The following is a 21,189-nucleotide window of genomic DNA, read 5'->3' on the forward strand; positions in this document are numbered from 1 at the left end:
GGGAACTCCTTATGATCCGGGAGGTGCGACGGGGGGGTGCGTCTCGGGAAAGCTCTCCACGAGCTGCATGTCCCACTCTGTATCAAAGGTGACGATGAAGGCCGGGGGCTTGTTGTCGGGGGCGCTTGCAAGTCGAGCGATGAGGGTGTTCAAACCCTTCCACCGGTGGGGCTGCGTGGGGTCGGGTCGCATGTCCCAGACCTGCATCTGGGTCCCCGCATCTTGGCCACCCTTGGTCTCGCGATATCCCACCATGTAGAGGCGATCGGGGGAAAGGAACCCACTGACCGGCGGCTGAGCGGCACCCTCGATCCAGTGGGCGGCGGCGCCCACCTGGAGCAGCTGGGTCATGGCGTCCGGCTTGTCTGTCCAGGTCCGGGGCCACCCGCTGGCCATGCGGACCAGGTCGCGATGGGAGCCGCCCACCTCCTTCACCCGCACGCGCCACTTGGTGATTCCCCAGCTTGCGACGGCCAGCGGTTTAGCGGGGATCGGGGGCATCTGGCCCCTGATGGCGCTGAGGAGGGACTCGTAGTCGAAGGTGGTGAGGTTGTGCTCGGCGGCCTGATGGAAGCCGGCGAGGTTCGCGCCACGGGACTCCAGTTCCTGGCCGAAGGCTTTGGCGGCGCCCCAGTCCCCCAGGTGCATGGACACCATGAAGCAGTGGGTCAACTCGCGAATATCCATGTGGGAGCGGGTGGAAATGCGCTCATAGGCGAGCCGCATGCGATCCAGATCCAGGAGTCGCCAACCCAGTTCGAGGAGCAGGGCGTCCCGTTCCCGGGCCTTTGCCGCACCCAGCGTTTCGAGCAGGCTCCATGCCTTCAGCAGGTCTGGCTGTTGGCGACTAGCTTGCAGGTATGAACGGTCTGAGCCATAGGAGAATCCACCCAGGAGGTTGGCCTGCCACAGCCAGGAGGCCGCCTCGAACCGCGTCGCCTCGTCGGCAGCCGACCCGGTGGCCATTGCGGCTGCACGGACCGGGCTGCCAGCATGCAGGTCCTTCCGGGCCGAGGCATCGCCGGCCTGGAGCTTGCGCAGCGAAGCCAGGATGGGGGATGTCTCCTGGGCGGATACGCCGAGCGCCGCGGTGACGCAGAGGAAGGCGACAAGGCGCATGAGGGCTCCGGCAGGGATCGGCCCATGATAGGGCATTCCCGAGACCGAACGGATCTGTGGCCTCAGGGCAGCAGCGTTACGGCAGTTGTGCTGGCACGGCGGAGGATGGCATCCGCATGGGCCTGGGCGACGAGGAGCCAGACCTCCCAGTCCTTGGGATCGGCCTGGATGGCCTTCTGGAAGAAGCGGGCGGCATCTTCCCGACGGCCGGCCTCGAGGGCCATGCGGCCGAACTTCGCCAGCTCGTTCTGGTCCTTGGCGTCCGAGAGGAACACCTCTTCCATCAGGGGCATGGCCTTGTCGAAGTGGCCTGCGGCAGCAAGGTCCACCGCGGCGTCGGAAAGGGCCCGCTTCTTGTTGATGCGGGAGAGGTCGACGCTCACCAGGGGCCCCCAGCTGCGGCCGGAGACATCCGTCCCCCGGGAGCCGAAGCCGACCACGCCGCCCTCGCCCCGGGCCGAGGGCAGCACCTCGTAGGCCCGGAAGGCCTCGGCCTGGAAGCCGGCCCGCAGCCAGGCCTGGCCGATGAGCTGGAAGGACTCCGCGTGGACCTCCTTGGATTTCATGATCGCCAGGAAGAGGGCCTCGGCCTCGGCGCGCTGACCGGCCGCCAGGTTTATGCGGGCACGGGCGGCCATGGCCTCGTTGTCCTTGTCGGTGCCATAGAAGCCGATCTCCGTGGCCGCGAGCATCCGGGCCTTCAGCTCGGGGAGGTCGGCCTTGCGGGCGTGGTCCGCGCAGGCCAGGGCGATGTCCCGGTAGGTGCCCACCTTCGCCGGGTTGGCCGCCGTGGCGCGATCGAACCAGATGGCCGCTTCCTTGGGCTGCCCGGCCCGGAGCAGGGCGGCCCCGAAGTCGACGAAGTTCCCGGTTCGCCGCGGGCTCACCTTGAAGGCCTGGTCCATCATGGCCCGCGCCTCGTCGGGAAAGCCCGAATCGAGCAGCACGGTGGCGAAGTCGGCCAGGTCGCCCGCATCCCGGGAGGTCCGGGTCATGGCCTTGTCCACGATGCCCCTGACCTGGTCCCGCCTTCCGGCCCGGATCCAGGCCTGCGCGATGAGGCGGTAGGTCTCGGCGTCCCCGCCCTTCAGCCGTTCGGTCCGCGTGAAGCAGTCCTCGGCCTTCTTGAGTTCGCCCTTGGCCGCCTGGATCTGCCCGAGGCAGGTGAGGACCTCCACGGACTTGGGTTTCAGGGCGAGGGCCTTTTCGGCGCAAGCCTGGGCGACCTGTTCCGGGGTCTCCAGGAAGAAGGAGGGGGCCGGGACCTGGGCCTGGAGGCAGACCAGGGCGGTGAGGGGCAGCAGCTGGAGGCGCATGGGGTCCTTTTAGGGGGCGAGGAGGCCGTCTTGGCGCATGGCTTCGAGGATGGCCTGGGCGAGTTTCTCGGGATCGCCGCCTCCCCAGCTGCCGCTCAGGGAGGTCCGGGCCCTCCAGACGGGCTCCTCCACCCCGGGCTCGGTCAGCAGGAGGTCGAAGGTGGCCGCGGTCTGGGAGCCGTTGGTGTAGGTGGCGGCGACCTGGGAGATCCGGAGGAGGTAGTGGGGCTGGAAGGCGACCAGCTCGGCCTTCAGCTTGTCGGCATCGGCCAGGTCCAGGATGTTGCTCATCCAGGTGCGCGTGGCCACCTGGCGGGCGGCCAGCGTCCGGGCCAGCCGTTCCTGCAGGTCGTTGGCCCGGAAGGCCGAACCCGAGGGGCCGGCCGTGCAGAGCAGGAAGACCCGATCGAGGGGCTTCGACCAGCCCCTGCGGGGCAGGGAGTTCACCTGGACGGTTCCCCCGCAGTGGAACAGAAGCAGGGGGATCACCAGCAGGAGGGGGCGGGTCATTCGCGGCATGGGTACTCCGGACAGGCCAACGGAAGGGCCTCCATGGCGAGCCCTGGAGGAGGCCTCGGCTGGTTGGAATGCTACAAGGGGATGTTCCCGTGCTTCTTGGGCGGCATGGTGTCGCGCTTGGTGTCGAGGAAGGCCAGGGCCTTGATGAGTTTCAGGCGCGTTTCACGGGGCAGGATCACCTCGTCGATAAATCCGAACTCGGCGGCGATGTAGGGATTGGCGAACTTCTCGTTGTACTCGGCCACCAGCTCGGCCTTCTTGGCAACGGGATCGGGCGCGATGGCGATGGACTTGCCGTGCAGCACGTTCATGGCGCCTTCCGCGCCCATGACGGCGATCTCCGCCGTGGGGTAGGCGAAGTTGAAGTCCGTGCGGATGTGCTTGCTGGCCATGACGCAGTAGGCGCCGCCGTAGGCCTTGCGGGTGATGACGGTGATCTTGGGCACCGTGGCCTCGCAGAAGGCGAAGAGCAACTTGGCGCCGTGGCGGATGATGCCGCCGTGCTCCTGGGTCACGCCCGGCAGGAAGCCCGGCACATCCTCGAAGGTGATGAGCGGGATGTTGAAGGCGTCACAGAAGCGCACGAACCGGGCGCCCTTCTCGCTGGAGGCGATGTCCAGCACGCCGGCATAGAAGGCGGGCTGGTTGGCCACGATGCCGATGCTGCGGCCGTCGATGCGGGCGAAGCCCACCACCAGGTTGGGAGCGAAGGCCTCGTGCACCTCGAAGAAGTGCGCGTCGTCCACCACGCCCCGGATGATGTCGCGGATGTCGTAGGGCTTGCTGGCGTCATCGGGCACGACCTTGTCGAGGTCGGGGTTCTCCAGGGGCATCTCACGCTTGGGGGCGCGACGGGGCGCCTCGCCGAGGTTGTTGCTGGGCAGGAAGGAGAGCAGCTCGCGGGTGTGGGCCAGGGCCGCCAGGTCGCTCTGGCACACGAAGTGGGCCACGCCGCTCTTGGCGCTGTGCGTGGAGGCACCGCCCAGCTCCTCCTTGGTGACTTCTTCGTGGGTGACAGCCTTGATGACATCCGGGCCGGTCACGAACATGTAGCTGGTGCCCTTCACCATGGTGATGAAGTCCGTGATGGCGGGGCTGTAGACCGCGCCGCCGGCACAGGGGCCCATGATAAGGCTGATCTGGGGGATGACGCCGCTGGCCAGGGTGTTGCGCAGGAAGATGTCGGCGTAGCCGCCGAGCGAAACGACCCCCTCCTGGATGCGGGCACCGCCGCTGTCGTTGAGGCCAATGACGGGGCAGCCCACCTTCATGGCCAGGTCCATGACCTTGCAGATCTTCTTGGCGTAGGCCTCGGACAGCGAACCCCCGAACACCGTGAAGTCCTGGGCGAAGATGGCCACCGGCCGGCCATCCACCCGCCCGAAGCCGGTGACCACGCCGTCGCCGGGGATCTTCTCCACGCCCCAGTTGCGGTGGACCATGAGGGCATCCATCTCCTCGAAGGAGCCCTCGTCCAGGAAGGCCGCCACCCGCTCTCGGGCCGTGAGCTTGCCGCCCTCGTGCTGTTTCTGCACCCGGGCGTCGCCGCCACCGGCCAGGGCCTGGGCATGCTTGGCTTTCAGCAGCTCGATCTTCTTTTCGAGGGACATGGCATCTCCCGGGCGGGGCGGGGTTGGCTGATCGTGGGGAATCAGCCTCCATGTTAGCGCGGGCCGGGCTCCGGCGCGCTGGGCTCTAGCGGATGGGCCGGGGCTGGGTCATGGCCTCCAGGCTGAAGGCCTCGTCCAGCTCGGCCTGGCTCAGCCAGCCCTTGCGGAGGATGAGTTCTCGCACGGGGACGCCGGTCTCCAGGGCCTCCTTGGCCACCTCGGTGGCGCGCTTGTAGCCGATGGCGGGCATGACGGCGGTGACGATGCCGATGCTGTGCTCCACCAGGTCCAGGCAGCGCTCGCGGTTGGCGGTGATCCCCACGATGCACTTGCTGGTGAGCACGTTCACGGCGGCGGTCAGGGTGCGCATGCTGGTGGCCAGGGCGTAGGCCAGCACGGGCTCCATGACGTTCAGCTGGAGCTGGCCGGCCTCGGCGGCGAGCGTGATGGTGAGGTCGTTGCCGATGACCGAGAAGGCCACCTGGTTCACCACCTCGGGGATCACGGGGTTCACCTTGCCGGGCATGATGCTGCTGCCGGGCTGCATGGCGGGCAGGTTGATCTCGCCGAAGCCGCAGCGGGGGCCGCTGCTGAGCAGGCGCAGGTCGTTGCAGAGCTTGCTCAGCTTCACGGCGGCGCGCTTGACCACGCCGGAGAACATGACGAAGGCGCCGGTATCGGGGGTGGCCTCCACCAGGTTTTCCGCCAGGACGATGTCCAGGCCGGTCACCTTGCGCAGTTCCTCGACCACGATCTCGGGGTACCGGGGATCGGCGCAGATGCCCGTGCCGATGGCCGTGCCACCCATGTTCACTTCCAGGAACAGCCGGGCGGTCTCCCGCAGGCGCTGGATGTCCTCGCCGGTGGTGACGGCGTAGGCCTCGAACTCCTGGCCCAGCGTCATGGGCACGGCGTCCTGCAGCTGAGTGCGGCCCATCTTGATGACATCGGAGAACTCCTTCCCCTTGGCGTGGAGGGCCGCCTTCAGGCGGTCCATGGCCTCCAGCAGGCTCTTCAGCATGAAGATCGTGGTGAGGCGCAGGGCCGTGGGGTAGACGTCGTTGGTGCTCTGGCCCAGGTTCACGTGGTCATTGGGATGGCAGAAGGCGTACTCGCCCCGCTTGTGGCCCAGCAGCTCCAGGGCCCGGTTGGCGATGACCTCGTTGGCGTTCATGTTGGTGGAGGTGCCCGCGCCGCCTTGCACCATGTCCGTGGGGAAGTGGCCGTGCCAGTGGCCATCGATGATCTCCTGGGAGGCCCGGTCGATGGCGTCGGCGATGGCGGGTTCCAGCAGGCCCAGCTTGGCGTTGGCCCGGGCGGCGCCCTGCTTGACCATGGCCAGGGCCCGGATCATGGCGGGGAAGTGGCTGGTGGGCGTGCCCGTGATGGGGAAGTTGTGCACGGCGCGCAGGGTCTGCACGCCGAAGAGGGCGTCCTCGGGCACGTCCATGGGGCCGATGAGGTCCGACTCTTTGCGGATGCGGCCGCTGGCGTAGGCCTGCTCCCGGCCCGTGCGGGGCGTGGCCGAGTAGAGCAGCCGCTGGTGCAGGACGCTGGCGACCTTGCTGAGCACGGCGATGGCGGCGGTGCCGTCCTGGCTCAGGTTGGCGAGGACCATCTCGCGGTCGAGGTCGAGGAGCACCACCGGCGTGAGGGCCACGCCACTGGCGGTGTGGGTGCTGACGGCCAGGAAGGACTGCTCGCCCGCCACGTCCCCGGGGCCCAGGATCACGACGGGTTCCGGGCCATCCCCGTTGTCGCGGAGGATCTCCACGCGGCCCTCGGCGATGACCGTGGCCCCGCGACGGGGTTCGCCCTGGGTGAAGAGGGCCGTTCCGGCCGGCACCTCCCGGCGCCGGGCGGCCCGGGCGATGAGGCTGAGGTCCGCGTCGGAGAGACCGGAGAAGATTTCGCAGCGGCGCAGGACAGACGTGATCGCATCCATGGAAGACACCTCCGGCCCCAGTGCAGGCCATCAGCCATGGTAGTGAGCCTGCCGACGATTCGGTCACGAATGCGCCGCGGGCCCCGCATTTCCGTCAGTTCGTCAAGATTCTCAGGCGGGGCAGCGGAAGACCAGGGCCGTGTTGATGCCCCCGAAGGCGAAGTTGTTGCTCACGAAGCAGGTGGCATCCAGGTGGCGGGGGGTGGTCTGGATGTAGTCCAGCTCGGCGCAGCGGGGATCGGGGTTCACCAGGTTGAGGGTGGGGGCGACGCGCTTGGCCAGGGTCATGTGGATGCCCACCCAGGCCTCGATGGAGCCGCAGGCGCCCAGGGGATGGCCGAAGTAGCTCTTGAACGACACGATGGGGATGGGGCGCTGGAAGACCTCGAAGGTCGCGTGGCTCTCGGCGATGTCGCCATGCTCAGTGGCGGTGCCGTGGGCATTGACCCAGTCCACCTCTTCGGGCCGGAGGTCCGCATCCCGAAGGGCCAGGCGGATGGTCTCGGCCATGGTCTCCTTCTGGGGCTGGGTGATGTGGGCGCCGTCGGAATTGGTGCCGAAGCCCAGCACCTCGGCGTAGATCCGGGCACCGCGGGCCAGGGCGTGGTCGCGGTCCTCGAGGATGAGGGTGCAGCCCCCCTCGCCCACCACGAGGCCGTCGCGGTCCGTGTCGAAGGGGCGCGGAGTGGCTTCGGGGGTGTCGTTCTTCAGGCTGGTGGCATACAGCGTGTCGAAGACGGCGGCCGTGTAGATGGTGAGCTCGTCGCAGCCCCCGGCGATCATCACGGTCTGCCGGCCCTGCTGGATGGTCTCGTAGGCGTAGCCGATGGCCTGGCTGCTGGAGGTGCAGGCGGTGCTGGTGGGGATCACGCGGCCCGTGAGGCCGAAGAAGACGCCGATGTTCACGGCCGCCGTGTGGCTCATGGCCTGGATGTAGCCCGTGGCGCCGATGCCGCTGATGCGGCCCACGGCGAGGCTCTTCCCCAAGGCCACCATGGGCTCCACGCTGCCGAAGGAGGAGCCGTAGGCCACGCCGGTGTGGCCGCTGCGCAGGATGGGATCGCCCAGGAGGCCCGCGTCGGCCAGGGCCAGCTCGGTGGCGCGCACGCCCAGCAGGGCCACGCGGCCCATGGAGCGCACCATCTTGCGGGGGTAGTGCTCCGGCACGTCGAAGTGCTCGATGGGGACGCCGAGGCGGGTCTGGATCTCGGGGTACTGGTCCCAGGCGGTCATGGTCTTCACGCCGCTGCGGCCCGCCTCCATGGCGGGGCCGATGGCCTCCCAGCTGTCTCCGAGGGGCGTGACGCCGCCCATGCCGGTCACGACCACGCGATGCATCAGACCAGTCCTCCGTTGACGCCGAGCACCTGGCGCGTGATGTAGTTCGCCCCGTCCGAACACAGGAAGGCCACGGCGGCGGCCACATCCTCGGGCTGGCCCACCCGGTCCATGGGGATGGCCTGCAGGGCCCGCTCCAGCACGGTCTCGTCCACCATCTCCGACTCGATGAGCCCGGGGGCGACGCAGTTGACGGTGATGCCGCGGCTGGCGACCTCCACCGCCAGGGCCTTGGCGGCCCCGATGAGGCCGGCCTTGGCGGCGCTGTAGTTCACCTGGCCCCGGTTCCCCACCACGCCCGAGACGCTGGAGATGCAGACGATGCGGCCGCCCTTGCGGGTCTTGATCATGGGGAGGATCAGGGGATGCACCACGTTGAAGAAGCCATCCAGCCCGACGCTGAGGACCTGGTCCCAGTCCTCGCCGCTGAGGGCGGGGAAGGCGCCATCCCGGGTGATGCCCGCGTTGCAGACGATGCCGTAGAAGGGGCCCTGGGCGGCCACCCGGGCCTCGAGCTGGCGCTGGGCCGCCTCGCGGTCCGCCACGTCGAAGGCGATCCAGTCCGCGCTGCCGCCCGCGGCCGAGATGGCCGCGCAGACCGCTCGGGCCTCGTCCACCTTGCGGTGGCAGTGGGCCGTGACGTGGAAGCCATCCTGGGCCAGACGGAGGGCGATGGCCCGCCCCAGGCGGCCGCTGGCGCCGGTGACGAGGACCTGTCTGGAGGGGATGGAGGGGGTGGCGGTCATGGGGTTTCGATCGCCTTCAACCTAGCACGGGCAAGGGTTTCGCCTTTGTGGCGAACCTCACATGTGAACGCGCCGGGGCCGGAATCATCCAAGAAGAGGACTTCCGCTTCCACCTCCAGCTCGAGTCCCACCGGAAAGCTTGGGACCAGGGCCTCGTAGGTGCGGGTGCCCAGCAGGAAGCCGATGCGGGGCTCCCGGCCCGCCTCGCGGTGGCGGTGGCCACTGAAGGCCGCGGCGGCCTGGGCCATCCACTCCAGGCCCACCCAGGCGGGGGCGCTGCCGTCCGCCTGCAGGTACCAGGCCCCGGGTTCGAGGCGCACCGAGGCGCGGCAGCGGGTGGCGGACACCTCCAGGATGCGCGCCAAAAGCACCGAGGGGCCCCGGTGGAGGATCAGGTCCGTGACCTGCGGCAGGGAGCTCATGGCGTCGCCCCGATGATCAGGCTGAGGTTGTTGCCGCCGAAGGCGAAGGCGTTGGACATGCAGACCCGGGGGCCGTCCAGGCGGCTGGCCTCGGTGGTGAGCCGCAGCGCCGGCAGGGCCGGATCCGCCTCGCCATCCCAGCGGTGGGGCGGGAGGCGCCGTTCGGGATTCCAGCGCGGGTGGAGCGCGAGCCAGCCGAAGGCCAGCTCCGCCGCCGCCGAAGCGCCCAGGGCATGGCCCGTGAGGGGCTTCGTCCCGCTGCAGGGCACGCCGTCCGGGAAGACCCGGGCCGTGGCGAGGCTCTCCATCTCGTCGTTCTTCAGCGTGGCGGTGGCGTGGAGGTTGAGGTAGCCGATCCCCCCGGGGCGCAGCCCGGCCTCGGCGAGGGCGGCGCGCATGGCGGCCTCCGCGCCGCGACCCGAGGGCTCGGGCGAGGAGATGTGGTGGGCGTCGCTGGAGGCCCCGGCCCCGAGCAGGGCCACCTCGGCGGGCTCCCGGCGGAGGAGGAACAGCACGGCGGCCTCGCCCACGTTGATGCCGCAGCGGTTCCGGCTCAGGGGGTTGCAGAGGGTGGCCGTGGCGGATTCCAGGGAGGCGAAGCCGTTGAGGGTCAGCTTGCAGAGGGAATCGGAACCCCCGGTGATCACGGCGTCGCAGAGGCCGAGCCGCAGCAGGTTGCGGGCGGTGACGAGGGCCTTGCCGCTGGAGGTGCAGGCCGTGGACACGGTCAGGGCGGGGCCCGTGAGGCCCAGATACTCAGCGAGGAAGGGGGCCAGGCGGCCGATCTCCTGCTGCCGGTAGTGGAACTCCGGGGGCAGGGAGCCCTCCGTCAGGGCATGGGCCAGGGCCCGCTCGGAGGCCTCGATGCCCGAGGTGCTGGTGCCCAGCACCACGCCGATCCGATGGCGCCCGTGGCGGCTGATCTCGCGGTCCACCTCGTCCTGGATCTCTCCCAGCGCCGCCAGCAGCAGCCGGGTGTTGCGGGAGTCGTCGTCGGCGAAACGGGCAGGAAGGGCCTCCAGCTGCCCAGGCACCCGGCCCACGCGGGCCGGACCTTCCGGCAGCCAGCCCTCCTCCAGCACCAGTCCCGTCGTGGTGCCGCGGAACAGGCCCGTCGCCACGGCCTCCTTGCCACGGCCCAGCGCGGTCACCAGCCCCAGGGCCGAGAGGTGGCAGCGCTCGGGTCCGGTCATGCCCTGGCCCGCTCGATGGCCTCGACCAGGCCTGCCGGCGTCTCGTAGCGGGTCTCGCCAGTGGTGGCGTCCACGGGGAACTGCACCGTGGTGGCGCGGGTCAGCCGCTCGCCGCTGGCGGGGTCGGAGATGGCGTAGGCGATCTTGAGCCGGCAGTCGTAGTCCTGAAGGGTGGCCTCCACGCGGAAGACCTGGCCATAGCGCAGGGGCCGGAGGTACTTCACGTCGCAGGTGACCACGGGCCAGACGCAGCCCGAGGCGTTCATCTCCGCCAGGTCCATGCCGACGCGCCGCAGGAGGGCCGTCCGGGCGATCTCGAAGTACTTGAGGTAGTGCCCGTGCCAGACGATGCCCATGGAGTCCACGTCATGGAACGGGACTTCCAGGGTCACGACGGCGGTGAGGGGAGGCGTCATGGGGCGGCCGGGGATGCGGGTGGAGGAACGGATGGCGAGGCGGAAAGGGCAGACACCGGGCCCCAGAAATCATAGAAATTAAACCACTGGAAGGGGGCCCGCCGGCAGTGCGCCTCCACCGCCGCCGCATACCGCGTCACCCAGTCCTTCAGCGCCGCCTCCCGGCCGCGGCGGGGCAGGTCGATGCGGTCGGCGAAGGTCTCCATGTGGACCCGGTAGGCGGTTCCCTCCTTGATGCAGAAGAACAGGTACACCGGGCACTGGAGCAGGTGGGCCAGGAAGATGGGGCCCATGGGGAAGGGTGCCTCGCGGCCCAGGAAGGGCACGGGGACCGTGCGACCGTTCTCGGAGGCGGGGGGCCGGTCCCCCACCAGGAACAGGCTCTCGCCCTTGGCGACCTTGTCCTCCAGGGCCATGGCGGTGCCCACGGTCACCTCTGGCAGGTGGATGAGGTTCGATTCGTAGCCGGGGTTGATCTCCTTGAGGAGGTCCTGGAAGCGCACCACGTGCTCGGAATACACCACCGCGTTCAGGCCCTGGATGCCGCGGAGCGCGCCCAGGCCCCGCAGCATGTCCAGGTTGCCCAGGTGGGCGCTGAGAAACAGGGCGCCCCGGCCCGAGGCCAGCTGGGCGTGGAAGGCGGCCTCTTCCGGGAAGTCGACGGTGGCGTCCCCCGCATCCATCCAGGCCAGGAAGCGGTCCACGTAGGACAGGGCGAAGGTGCGCACGTGGCGGTACTGGTCCCGGAGCCGGGGTGGCCGGGGCAGCTCCGGCAGGGGCCCCGAGCTGTCGTGGAGACGCTGCAGGTAGTCCCGAGAGGCCCGCCTCGCCTCGCGCCCCGTGACGAAGAAGTAGGCCGCCACGAACTCGGTGATGAAGCGCAGCCCCCGGCGCCCCAGGAGGCGGTAGGTCCACAGGGCGATGCGCAGGCCCAGGGCGGTGCCCCGCTCCTGGATCCGGGACCAGTGGGCGGGGTTCGAGCCACGGGGGCGGATCTTGCGCGCAAGGAGGCGCGGCAGGCGGAGCAGCATTCCGCAGACCAGGCGGGTGTGCATCCGCGTAATCCGGAGGTTGTCCCGGAGGACATCGAAGTGGGACACGCCGTCGGCCGGGTAGGTGACCCGCACCGGGGCGTTCAGGATGGGCAGACTCGCCCAGTGGAGGCGGACGATGATGGCGGTGTCGAAGTCCATGCGCAGGGGCAGGGCCACGCGCCCGGCGAGCCTCACGGCGGCTTCGAGCGGGTAGAGGCGGAACCCGCAGAGCGAGTCTCCGATGGCGAAGGAGAGGGTCTCCAGCCAGACCCAGGCATGGGTGAACCAGCGCCCGTAGCGGCGGGCCGTGGGCACGGGACCCTCATAGCGGGGCACGCCGGCGATGATGGCGTCCGGGTGGGCCTCGCCCAGGACCAGGAAGGGGCCCACGGCTTCGGGGTCGTGCTGGCCATCGGCGTCCACCTGGAGGCCGTGGGTGAAGCCTGCCGCATGGGCCCGGCGCAGGGCCTCGACCACCGCGGCGCCCTTGCCCTGGTTCCGGTCCCAGCGGCCGAGGCGGATCAGGGGCTGGCTGGCGGCCAGGGCCTCCAGCTCCAGCCGGGTGGCCTCGGTGCTGCCGTCGTCCTGCACGAAGATGGGCAGGCGGTGCAGGAGCAGGGCCCCGAGGGTGCGGCCCAGCGCGGGGCCGGGATTGAACACCGGCACGATGAGGCAGGGCCTGAAGTCGGTCATGGGGTCGGGCGGAAGACCGCGATGCCCTGGGATTTCCGGCCCTCCCGGCCCGAATAGCAGAATTCCAGATGGCCCGCGGCAGCGTCCCAGGTGAGGTCCAGCTCCAGGGGCTCCTCGGGGCGGATGGGAGCCTGGAACTTGAGGTGCTCCAGGCCCTGGAAGGTGCCCGGGCAGGCGAAGACCTCCCGTCCCAGGCGGATGGCCCAGTCCACCTGGATGAGGCCGGACAGGATCGGTTCGTGGGGGAAGTGCCCCTCGAAGGCGGGATGGTTCTCTTCCACCTGGAGGGCGAAGGTCCCCGGGTCTCCGGCCTTGGCCCGCAGCTCCCCGGGGAAGGGCATCACGACTGGAGCATCCTGTGGATGGTGGTCACCACGTCACCCACGGTGCGCACGTCCTTGAACTCCTGGGCCTTCACGCGGCGGCCCGTGAAGTCCTGGAGCTGGATGGCCAGCTCGACGGCGTCGATGCTGTCCAGGTCGAGGTCCTTGAAGAGGTGGGAATCCAGCGTGATCTTCTCCGGATCCAGGCGGAACGAATCCGCGAGGACTTCCTTCAGTTTGTTGAAGATGTCCTGCTCGGTCATGGTCATGGAGGCGGCTCCGGAATCGCTCATGGGGACACCTGGCGGTGGGTTGCGACGAAGGCGGCCAGGGTGGCCGGGGTGCGGAAATGGTGGGCGAAGCCCGAGGTCTTCTCGCCATCCAGCTGGAGGCCATAGGCCTTCTTCAGGGCGATGCCCAGCTCGAAGGCGTCGATGGAATCCAGGCCCAGGCCCCCCGCGAACAGGGGCTGGTCATCGCCGATGTCCTCGGGCGTGGTGTCCTCGAGGTCAAGGGTCCTGACGATGAACCGCTTCATGTCGAGCGGCGTGATGTCCTGCAACATGGATCTCCTGGTTGAACCGGTCCTCGAGCCAAGCCGTCACCTTGCGGGCGGCCTGGGACGGTGGGAGGTCGGTGAGGCCAGGCCAGGGCAGGTCAAGGGGCGCGATGGCGCGGAAGCTATAATCGCATGGATCGTGGGGCATCTCGTACCATCGGTGACCTTTGGCCAGGAGGGGCGGTTCGCAGGCGACCAGGATGGGCAAAATCGGCGCGCGGGACTGCAGGGCCAGGTGGGCGGCCCCCCGGTGGAAGGCGTAGGGCTCTCCAGGCAGGGTGCGGGTTCCCTCCGGGAAGAGGAGGATGGTCTCGCCCCGGGCCAGGGCCCTGGCACCCTCCTCGATGACCATGGTGGGGTCCAGGGCCGGGATGTAGCCCGCGGCCTTGACCACCCAGCCGAAGAGGAGGTTGTTCCAGATGCCGGCCTTCACCACGCAGGTGAGCTGGTCGATGAGCGACAGGAGGATCACCACGTCCAGGTAGCCCGGGTGCGTGGCGAGGATGAGCACGCCGTCAAGGTCCTTCCGGGGTGGCATGGATTCGGTGCGCAGGTCGAAGATCCCGGCCCACTCCAGGAAGGCGGCCAGGGCGCGGAAGTACCGGAACACGAACCAGCGGGTCCGCCGGTGCAACGTCTCCAGGCCCCCCGGGAGGAGGTGCAGGACGGGCAGTCCCAGCAGGGAGAACAGCACGCCGAACACACCCAGGGAGGAGAAGCCGATGCCGCTGGCGATGACCTTGAGGAAGCGCTTCATGCCGGTCTATTCCACGGTCCAGCGCCAGGTCCCGCCCGCCTCGGCCCAGGGTCCCTGGGGGAGGCCCGAATGGAGGGTCTGGAGGGCCTGCAGGGACTGGGGAACTGGGGCCGGGTCCCCAGCGCCGCCGGGCTTCCGCTCAAGCACCAGCTGCCTGGTGGCGGGAAGGCCGATGAGCAGGGCCACCGCGTGCAGGGGCGCCTCGCGGTCGGCGAAGGTCGCGAAGGGGGCGGGCAGGGGCTCATCGGCGTAGACGAACAGCACGGGCTGGGATGGGTCGGCATCGTGGAGGCTGAGGGCCTCCAGCAGGCCCAGGCCGAAGGTTTCGGGCCCGGCCGCCACCGAGATGGAAGGGCTGGGGTCCTGCCGCGCGATGGACCAGACGCCCGCCACGGCATTGTGGACGTTCATGGAGAACTGCGTGGGGGAGGAGGGAAGTCCCCGGGCCAGGTCCTCCAGGATGGGGAGGGAGCGGGCCACCTCGCCATGGCGGGAGGCGAAGACGGAGGGCAGGGGCCCCAGGCCCTCCGCCACACGGCCCGCGCAGTGCAGCATGGCGCGGCCCAGGGGGCTGAGGCGGCGGCGCAGCAGCGGCTCCACGAAACCCAGGCTGGGCACGCCCGTGGCCAGCTCCAGCAGGCCGCCACCCTCCGGCGGGAGCAGGGGCTCCACAGACCATACCGCTGCGCGAAGGAGGGGAACCGAGAAGCGGTGGGGCTGCATGCGATCCGGAATGGGGTGGCGGGAGCCGGGCGGGCCTCCCGGCGTTCAGCGGGCGGCGGGTGCAGCCTGGGCGGGGGCCTGTCCGGCCAGGGCCTCCAGGAAGGTCTTGTCGGAGAGCAGGTGGGACACGGCCTCGACGAGGCTGTCGCTCAGCACCTCGTGGTAGTTCTCAGCCTTGTAGGAGCGGCCGAAGCGCGTGGCCTGGCCCACCGCCAGCCCCTTCCAGAGGACCTTGCCCGCCGATTCGACCTGGAGCAGGGCCCGGAAGTCACCCACGTAGGTGTCCTTCTCGATGACGTAGAACCGCTGGAGCTCACCGCTCAGGGTGATGGCGGCGCCTTCGGTCTTGTCGGTCAGGGGGAGGCCGGGCTGCTGCAGCAGGGCGAGCAGGTGTTTCGTGACGTAGGGGGCCACGTCCTCGGCGGTGCCGATGTAGCGGGTCACCGGCTTCTCCACGTTCTCGCCCAGGCGGGCCTTCTCGGGCCGGTTGTCCGCCAGCGGCCGGATCGCGATCTTGAGCGTGGCGAAGGGCGTGAGGTTCACCGTGCCCGAGGACAGGAGGGCGGAGGTCGGCTTCCAGACGAGCGGGGTCATGACGGTGGGCCCGTCGGCAGCGGTCAGGGCCAGGGTGCCGAGGGCGGCCAGGCCGAGCAGGAAGGGGCGGAGGTGGAGACGTCGCATGGGAAAGCTCCAAAAAAAATCGATCCAGGCCCGGGGGTTCCGGGCTGGACGGTTCAAGGGCCCTTGGGCAGATCCTTCGTGATGGCGTCCTCTCGCAGCTTCTCGCCGCCCACCACATGGAAGTGGAGGTGGAAGACGCTCTGGCTGGCGTCCTTGCCGGCATTGGAGATCACCCGGAAACCATCGTCCAGGATCCCCTGCTCCCGCGCCACGCGGACGCAGGCGCTGAGCAGGGCGGCCCGGGTCTCCACCGGCAGGTCATCCAGCTCCTTGAGGCTGGCCACGTGCTGCTTGGGGATGACCAGCAGGTGCACCTTGGCCCGGGGACGGATGTCCCAGAAGGCCAACACGAACCGGTCCTCGTAGACCTTCCGGGAGGGGGCCTTGCCCGCCACGATCTGGCAGAAGATGCAGTCGGCGGGGACAGCCTTGGAGGAGGGTGTCGTTGGGGCAGCGGATGGCGCCTGGGCCGCCAGGGCCGTGGCCAGGAGGAAGGGGAGCAGGCGGCGCATCAGCGGCCGCTCTTTTTCCAATCCGCCAGGAACCCCTCCACGCCCTTGTCGGTCAAGGGGTGCTTCAGCATCTGATCGAAGACCTTGGTGGGGATGGTGGCCACGTGGGCGCCAGCCAGGGCGGAATCGGTGACGTGGCGGGGGCTGCGGATGCTGGCGGAGAGCACCTGGGTGTCGAAGGCGTAGTTCTCGAAGATGGCGCAGATCTCGCGGATGAGGTCCATGCCCTCGAGGTTGATGTCGTCCAGGCGGCCCACGAAGGGACTCACGTAGGTGGCGCCGGCCTTGGCCGCCATGAGGGCCTGGGTGGAACTGAAGCAAAGCGTCACGTTGGTGTGGATGCCTTCGCCGGACAGCACCTTGCAGGCCTTCAGGCCCTCGGCGATGAGGGGCAGCTTCACCACCACGTTCTTGTGGATCTTCGAGAGGCGGCGCCCCTCCTCGATCATGCCCGGGGCCTCCAGGCCGATGACTTCGGCGCTGATGGGGCCGTCCACGATGCCGCAGATCTCCTCGATGATCGCCTCGAAAGGCTTGCCCGTCTCCTTGGCGATGAGGCTGGGGTTGGTGGTCACCCCGTCCAGCACGCCCAGGGCGTTGATGCGCTTGATCTCGTCGATGTTGGCGGTGTCGATGAAGAATTTCATGATCGTCTCCAGGAACCCTCCAGGATACCAGGGGGTCCGGGCGGCTCGCGAACCCGGATCCAGCCTGGAAACCAGGTACCGAAGAACCCTGATTGGAACCAAGGCTTTATCCGTGTTCATCCGGGTCTATCTGTGGCAAACCAGGCTTTTCCATCGGAGGTATTCCTGCGCGATACGCTAGGAGCCAGGAGTCGTCCCCATGGCCCATCCCGAGATCAAGGTTCTAGACAAAGGCTTTGTCCGCCTCGTCGACCACATGGGCTCGGACCTGTCCGTGGTGAACGCGGCGCGGGTGTCCTTCGGGAAGATGAAGGCGACCTTCGAGGACGGCGACGCCAAGCTGGTGGACTACCTGGCCGAGCACGAGCACACCTCGCCCTTCCGCCACACGGCGCTCACGCTCCACGTGAAGGCGCCCATCTTCGTGTTCCGGCAGTGGATGAAGCACCGCATCGGCTCGGAGTTCAACGAGATTTCAGGCCGCTACGTGGAGTTCCCCGAGGACGAGTTCTTCGTTCCCGCCACCTTCCGCCAGCAGGCCAAGGTGAACAAGCAGGGCAGCGAGGGGGAGATCGCCGAGGCCCATCGTGCCCGCGCCCTGGAGAGCTACCTCGAGAGCTGTCGCGGGGCCGTCACCCACTACAAGGAACTCATCGCCCTGGGCGTCTGCCGCGAGCAGGCCCGTTGCGTGCTGCCGGTGGCCCTCTACTCGGAGGTCTACTGGACCGTCAGCCTCCAGGCCGTGGCGCACTTCATCCGGCTGCGGGCCGATGGCCACGCCCAGTGGGAGATCCAGCAGTACGCCGCCGCGGTGCGCAACCTGGTGGAACCCCTGTTTCCCGTGGGCCTCAAGGCCCTCCTGGCCTCTGGCAAGGGATGAACGCCCCGCCCCTCAACCCCGCCCTCTTCCACCTGGACAAGGACCACCTCTGGGTCATGCACTGTGCCGAAGGGCCGGTGCCCCGGGCGGGGATGCGCGCGGTGCGCGCCTTCATGCAGAAGGAACTCCAGCCCTGGGAGATGGGCTGGGAGGAGGACTTCCAGGGCCTGCCCGCCGCCCTGCGCCGTGAGGCGGCCGCCCTCATCGGCGGCGAGGCCAGGGACGTGTCTCTTACACCCACCACCTCCTCGGGGCTGGTGACTGTGGCCCAGGGCTTTCCCTGGGCTCCGGGCGATGAAGTGCTCGCGCCGCTGGGCGAGTTCCCCTCCAACGCCTGGCCCTGGCTGGCGCTGCGGTCCCGGGGCGTCGGGTTTCGCGAGGTGCCGCTCTGGGCGGGCCACCAGGCTGGAACGGACGCCTGGGCGAGTCTGCCGCCCACCGCCGAATCCGATCCCGAAGCCCGGCTGGTCGGGGCGATCGGGCCGAGGACCCGCATCCTGGCCGTCTCCTGGGTGCGCTTCCAGGATGGGCTCAAGCTCGACCTGCCGCGCCTCGGTGCCGCCTGCCGCGAACGGGGCGTGCACCTGGTGGTGGATGGCATCCAGGGCGTGGGAACCACCCCTCTGGATCTCGAGGGTCTTTCCGCCTTTGCCACCGGCGGCTACAAGGGCCTCCTGGCGCCCGAAGGGCTGGGCTTCCTCTGGACCGAGGCGGGCTTCCGGCAATCCCTGGCGCCCACCGGCACCTGGCTGTCGGTGGTGGATGCCACGGAGTTCGCCCGGCCTTCGACTGACCTCGCCCGCGATTGGCTTCCCGATGGCCGGGCCCTGGAGCCGGGCGGGCCCAGCCTGCTGCTGGGTTCGGCCCTGCTGGAGTCCCTCCGCCTCCTCAACCAGACCGGCGTGGCGGCCATCGAGGCCCACGTGACCCGACTGCAGGAGCGCCTCCTCGATGCCCTGGGTGATTCATCCTGGGCCGGTGAGGCCGGCCGCCTGGGCACCCTGTTGGAGGGCGGCCGCCTGGGGCCTTTCCTGGCCTTTCATCACGCTGGCTCGGGGCCGGATCGGATGGACCGCCTGCTGAAGGCCGGGTACCGCCAGGGAGTCTTCGCCTCGGTGCGGGAGGGCTACCTGCGCGTGGCCTTCCACGGCTTCCACACCGAGGCCGATGTGGACCGGGTGGCCCAGTGGCTCAAGGGTTCTAGCGGAACAGCCAGCTGACCTTGGCCTGGATCACGTCGTCCGAGGGCAGCTTCCGCAGGATGGCCAGGTCGGGCCGGGGGGCGAGGCTGGCCCGGTCGTTGATCAGGGCATCCGTGCTGGTGCCGTGGGTGTAGACGAGGAAGAAGGTGGAGCCGGGCCGGAACTCCCAGCGGGTGATGAGGTTCAGGTTCCACGTGCGGTAGCTGAAGGCGGTCTCGGGCGTGGTGCCGGGGGGCTGGTCCTGGGGCAGACCCGGGGCCAGGGTCTGATCGTTGACGTAGTGCTTCAGGTCGCGGAAGTTCCAGTTCGCCGCGAGCCACTGGCTGAAGAGCTGGATGGTGAAGGCGGGGTTGAAGGCGTAGGCCACCCGCAGGGACTGGTCGAACTGGCTGAGGCGGCGCAGGCCCACGATGGGCGTGGTGGTGGGCGTCTCCAGCCACTTCAATTCGCCCTCGTCGCGAGTCAGGGAAGTGGTCAGCTGAACCTCCACGGCGGAGGTGGGCTTGATGATCTGGAAGAGGGTCGTGTCCGTGGAGGGACCTCCCTCCTGCCAGGAGCGGCTGGCGTTCACCTTCACGTACCAGGGCCGGTTGCCCGGCGTGTCGAAGCCCAGGTTGGCGTAGGGCAGGGAGGGCCGCGCCAGGTACTTCTTGATGGGGTCGGCGTAGGTGCGCAGCTCCCGGTCATCCTCGGCGGCCACGTCCACCCCCCCGCCGCCCCACAGGGAGACGAAGTTGCTGAAGTCGGTCTTGGCCCAGCCGTTGAAGTTCCGGAGGAAGGTATGCCCGGCCTGGTCCCGGGCCGCGGTGTGGTTGAAGCCCACCTCGCGGTGCCGCAGGACGCCCCAGGGGTCCTCCCAGTGCCGGACCAGTTCCGCGTAGACCCTCTGCTCATCGGCCCGGTTCAGATAGCCGGTGTCGTTGGGGTTGTAGGCCCAGCCGGCGTTGATGGCCTGGACCTCGAGGACCCACCCGTCGCGCCAGTCCTGGTGGACGCGCAGGCGCCCGCGCCAGCCCTGGTCCTGGGCCTCCTTCGGGCCCGCCTGGGTGCGGCTGAGCGTGGCCTCGACGAGCCCGCTCCGATCGAAGGATTTGTAGACGCCGTCGATGGCCTCGACCTGGGCGACCCGGCCCGCGGGCCCCGCCTGGTGCATCCCCGAGGCGAAGGCGCCCAGGTAGCTCCCGCGGTCATCCATGAGCTGCTGGACCCGCAGGACCCCGAAGTTGGTGAGCGGGGCGAGCTCGCGGCGGAAGCGGCCACCCGCCGCGTCCTGGATCACCGCGCTGGCCGGCTCCACGCTGGCACCCAGGAGCCCCACGTTCGTGCCGCTCGGGAACTTGGCGGTGTACTTGGCGGCGGCCGTGATGTCGGTGGCACCGGGGCGGTCCTGGAGGGTTTCTCCGGCATTGAGGGTTGGATCCGACAGTCCCTGTCCAATACGACGGCTGTAGAAGAGGTCGGGGCCGGCCACCCGGAAGACGTCCATGCCCTCGAGGAAGAAGGGCCGCTTCTCCGGGAAGAAGGTCTCCACGGTGCCCAGGTTCAGCACGGCCTGGTCGACCTCGACCTGTCCGAAGTCCGGCCGGAGGCTCAGGTCCACCTGGGCGTGGGAGTTGAGGCCCCAGCGGGCATCGAGGCCCGCCCGCTGCTCCCAGCGGCGGTCATCGAAGGGGCGCATCGTCTCGAACTTCCGCATGGAGCTGAGGTACGGCAGGTACTCCTGCCTGGTCTGGGGGCGGAGTCCCTCCAGCCCCACCAGTTCAGGGAAACGGCTCACGAATCCGGTGTCGCCGCGGGGGACCACGCGCCAGCGGCTGGACTCGCGGACGACGCCCTGGTCGGCGCGGCTGAAGTTGATGCCCCAGGTCTGGGGCCCCTCCCCGGGCTTGAAGCGGAGCAGGGACAGGGGGATCTTCAGCTCCGCCGTCCATCCGCCCTCGTCGATGGTCACGGCGCTCTCCCAGACGCCATCCCAGCTGGGATCGTAGGTGCTGTCGTTGTAGATCACCTGATCCTTCTGGACGCCTGCGGCATTCACCTCGAAGACCAGCGCCGTCCGATGGTCGTGGTTGGAGTCGATCGCCACGCCGAACCAATCGCCCTGGCTCTCCTGGTCCCGCCGGTGGAGGCGGCGGACCACTTTCGCGGGACCGCCGTCCAGGGCCGGATCGTGGTGCATGCGCGCGCCGACGTAGAGGAAGTGGTCGTCGAAGAGGACCCGGACCTCGGTCCGCTGCCGGGCCGGCACGCCGCGCACGGGCCACTCCTGCGTGAAGCCGGAGGCCGGGATGGCCAACGCCCACGCGGCCTCGTCGAGGCGTCCATCGATCTGGATGCCAGCGGTGGTACGCACGGCCCGGAGGCCCGAATCCGGGCCCTGCGCGGCCAGAGCCACGGCGGCAAGCAGAGGAAACACGGGCAGGGAGGTGGCGCGCATGACTCTCCTGGCGACGCAACGGCCACCTGCGATCATGGTGCCACAGCTTGCGAGGTATCATCGAGCGGGGATCCTTCACGGTCCCGTGGGCACTTCATCTGATAATGAGGTCCAAGG

22 protein-coding genes are annotated in these 21,189 nt (G+C 69.3%); 2 read left to right on the forward strand and 20 right to left on the reverse strand.

Translation table 11 applies throughout. The features are described from left to right. Positions 1-9: 9 nt before the first annotated feature. From QOZ81_RS00220 to fsa, 19 genes are all read right to left on the reverse strand, one after another. Complete coding sequence (locus QOZ81_RS00220) at positions 10-1,119, reverse strand: hypothetical protein (RefSeq protein ID WP_291203405.1); 1,110 nt, start codon at positions 1,117-1,119, stop codon at positions 10-12. A gap of 62 nt (positions 1,120-1,181) precedes the next feature. Continuing rightward, complete coding sequence (locus QOZ81_RS00225; RefSeq protein WP_291203402.1) at positions 1,182-2,435, reverse strand: tetratricopeptide repeat protein; 1,254 nt, start codon at positions 2,433-2,435, stop codon at positions 1,182-1,184. 9 nt (positions 2,436-2,444) lie between these two features. Continuing rightward, positions 2,445-2,954 (reverse strand): hypothetical protein, encoded by a 510-nt coding sequence (locus tag QOZ81_RS00230; protein WP_291203398.1) that lies wholly within the window; start codon positions 2,952-2,954, stop codon positions 2,445-2,447. A gap of 71 nt (positions 2,955-3,025) precedes the next feature. Next, complete coding sequence (locus tag QOZ81_RS00235) at positions 3,026-4,564, reverse strand: acyl-CoA carboxylase subunit beta (protein ID WP_291203395.1); 1,539 nt, start codon at positions 4,562-4,564, stop codon at positions 3,026-3,028. An 85-nt stretch (positions 4,565-4,649) separates the two neighbouring features. Continuing rightward, entirely contained in the window at positions 4,650-6,509 is a 1,860-nt protein-coding gene (locus QOZ81_RS00240) for an aspartate ammonia-lyase (RefSeq protein WP_291203392.1), read from the reverse strand. 111 nt (positions 6,510-6,620) lie between these two features. Then, complete coding sequence (locus tag QOZ81_RS00245; RefSeq protein WP_291203390.1) at positions 6,621-7,847, reverse strand: beta-ketoacyl-ACP synthase; 1,227 nt, start codon at positions 7,845-7,847, stop codon at positions 6,621-6,623. After that, a complete protein-coding gene (gene fabG, locus QOZ81_RS00250) occupies positions 7,847-8,593 on the reverse strand; it encodes a 3-oxoacyl-ACP reductase FabG (RefSeq protein ID WP_291203387.1) in 747 nt (248 codons plus the stop codon). The genes QOZ81_RS00245 and fabG overlap by 1 nt, the downstream gene beginning before the upstream one ends. Beyond that, positions 8,590-9,015, reverse strand: coding sequence for an ApeP family dehydratase (locus QOZ81_RS00255; protein ID WP_291203384.1), 426 nt, complete (start codon positions 9,013-9,015; stop codon positions 8,590-8,592). The genes fabG and QOZ81_RS00255 overlap by 4 nt, the downstream gene beginning before the upstream one ends. Further along, on the reverse strand, positions 9,012-10,208 hold the full coding sequence (locus tag QOZ81_RS00260) for a beta-ketoacyl-[acyl-carrier-protein] synthase family protein (protein WP_291203381.1): 1,197 nt from the start codon (positions 10,206-10,208) through the stop codon (positions 9,012-9,014). The genes QOZ81_RS00255 and QOZ81_RS00260 overlap by 4 nt, the downstream gene beginning before the upstream one ends. After that, positions 10,205-10,624, reverse strand: a complete 420-nt coding sequence (locus QOZ81_RS00265) for an acyl-CoA thioesterase (protein ID WP_291203377.1) — start codon at positions 10,622-10,624, stop codon at positions 10,205-10,207. The genes QOZ81_RS00260 and QOZ81_RS00265 overlap by 4 nt, the downstream gene beginning before the upstream one ends. Next, positions 10,621-12,351, reverse strand: coding sequence for a glycosyltransferase family 2 protein (locus QOZ81_RS00270; protein ID WP_291203374.1), 1,731 nt, complete (start codon positions 12,349-12,351; stop codon positions 10,621-10,623). Before QOZ81_RS00270 ends, QOZ81_RS00265 begins: the two co-directional genes overlap by 4 nt. Beyond that, positions 12,348-12,692, reverse strand: a complete 345-nt coding sequence (locus tag QOZ81_RS00275) for an ApeI family dehydratase (protein WP_291203371.1) — start codon at positions 12,690-12,692, stop codon at positions 12,348-12,350. The genes QOZ81_RS00270 and QOZ81_RS00275 overlap by 4 nt, the downstream gene beginning before the upstream one ends. Beyond that, complete coding sequence (locus QOZ81_RS00280; protein WP_441316717.1) at positions 12,692-12,937, reverse strand: acyl carrier protein; 246 nt, start codon at positions 12,935-12,937, stop codon at positions 12,692-12,694. Before QOZ81_RS00280 ends, QOZ81_RS00275 begins: the two co-directional genes overlap by 1 nt. Before the next feature lie 26 nt (positions 12,938-12,963). Continuing rightward, positions 12,964-13,239 carry a phosphopantetheine-binding protein gene (locus QOZ81_RS00285; RefSeq protein ID WP_291203365.1) on the reverse strand — a complete coding sequence of 92 codons (276 nt, stop codon included), beginning with the start codon at positions 13,237-13,239 and terminating at the stop codon, positions 12,964-12,966. Next, positions 13,184-13,990 carry a lysophospholipid acyltransferase family protein gene (locus tag QOZ81_RS00290; RefSeq protein ID WP_291203362.1) on the reverse strand — a complete coding sequence of 269 codons (807 nt, stop codon included), beginning with the start codon at positions 13,988-13,990 and terminating at the stop codon, positions 13,184-13,186. The genes QOZ81_RS00285 and QOZ81_RS00290 overlap by 56 nt, the downstream gene beginning before the upstream one ends. Before the next feature lie 6 nt (positions 13,991-13,996). Beyond that, on the reverse strand, positions 13,997-14,662 hold the full coding sequence (locus tag QOZ81_RS00295) for a beta-ketoacyl synthase chain length factor (RefSeq protein WP_291203359.1): 666 nt from the start codon (positions 14,660-14,662) through the stop codon (positions 13,997-13,999). A gap of 96 nt (positions 14,663-14,758) precedes the next feature. After that, positions 14,759-15,394: a hypothetical protein gene (locus QOZ81_RS00300; protein ID WP_291203356.1), complete on the reverse strand. Its 636-nt coding sequence runs from the start codon at positions 15,392-15,394 to the stop codon at positions 14,759-14,761. Positions 15,395-15,447: 53 nt separating this feature from the next. Then, entirely contained in the window at positions 15,448-15,870 is a 423-nt protein-coding gene (locus tag QOZ81_RS00305) for a histidine triad nucleotide-binding protein (protein ID WP_366083012.1), read from the reverse strand. Positions 15,871-15,905: 35 nt separating this feature from the next. After that, positions 15,906-16,553: a fructose-6-phosphate aldolase gene (fsa, locus tag QOZ81_RS00310; protein ID WP_291203350.1), complete on the reverse strand. Its 648-nt coding sequence runs from the start codon at positions 16,551-16,553 to the stop codon at positions 15,906-15,908. Positions 16,554-16,752: 199 nt separating this feature from the next. Here fsa and thyX point away from each other — a divergent pair, with 199 nt between their 5' ends. Then, complete coding sequence (thyX, locus tag QOZ81_RS00315) at positions 16,753-17,433, forward strand: FAD-dependent thymidylate synthase (RefSeq protein ID WP_291203347.1); 681 nt, start codon at positions 16,753-16,755, stop codon at positions 17,431-17,433. Then, the gene (locus QOZ81_RS00320) at positions 17,430-18,653 is read left to right on the forward strand and encodes an aminotransferase class V-fold PLP-dependent enzyme (protein WP_291203344.1); all 1,224 of its coding nucleotides are present in this window, start codon (positions 17,430-17,432) and stop codon (positions 18,651-18,653) included. The genes thyX and QOZ81_RS00320 overlap by 4 nt, the downstream gene beginning before the upstream one ends. On the opposite strand, the gene QOZ81_RS00325 is transcribed toward QOZ81_RS00320, so the two are convergent. After that, positions 18,634-21,072, reverse strand: coding sequence for a DUF5916 domain-containing protein (locus QOZ81_RS00325; RefSeq protein ID WP_291203341.1), 2,439 nt, complete (start codon positions 21,070-21,072; stop codon positions 18,634-18,636). The genes QOZ81_RS00320 and QOZ81_RS00325 overlap by 20 nt on opposite strands. Positions 21,073-21,189: the final 117 nt, after the last annotated feature.

The sequence above is a fragment of the Geothrix sp. genome (assembly GCF_030219325.1).
In the GTDB taxonomy this organism is placed as follows: Bacteria; Acidobacteriota; Holophagae; order Holophagales; family Holophagaceae; genus Geothrix.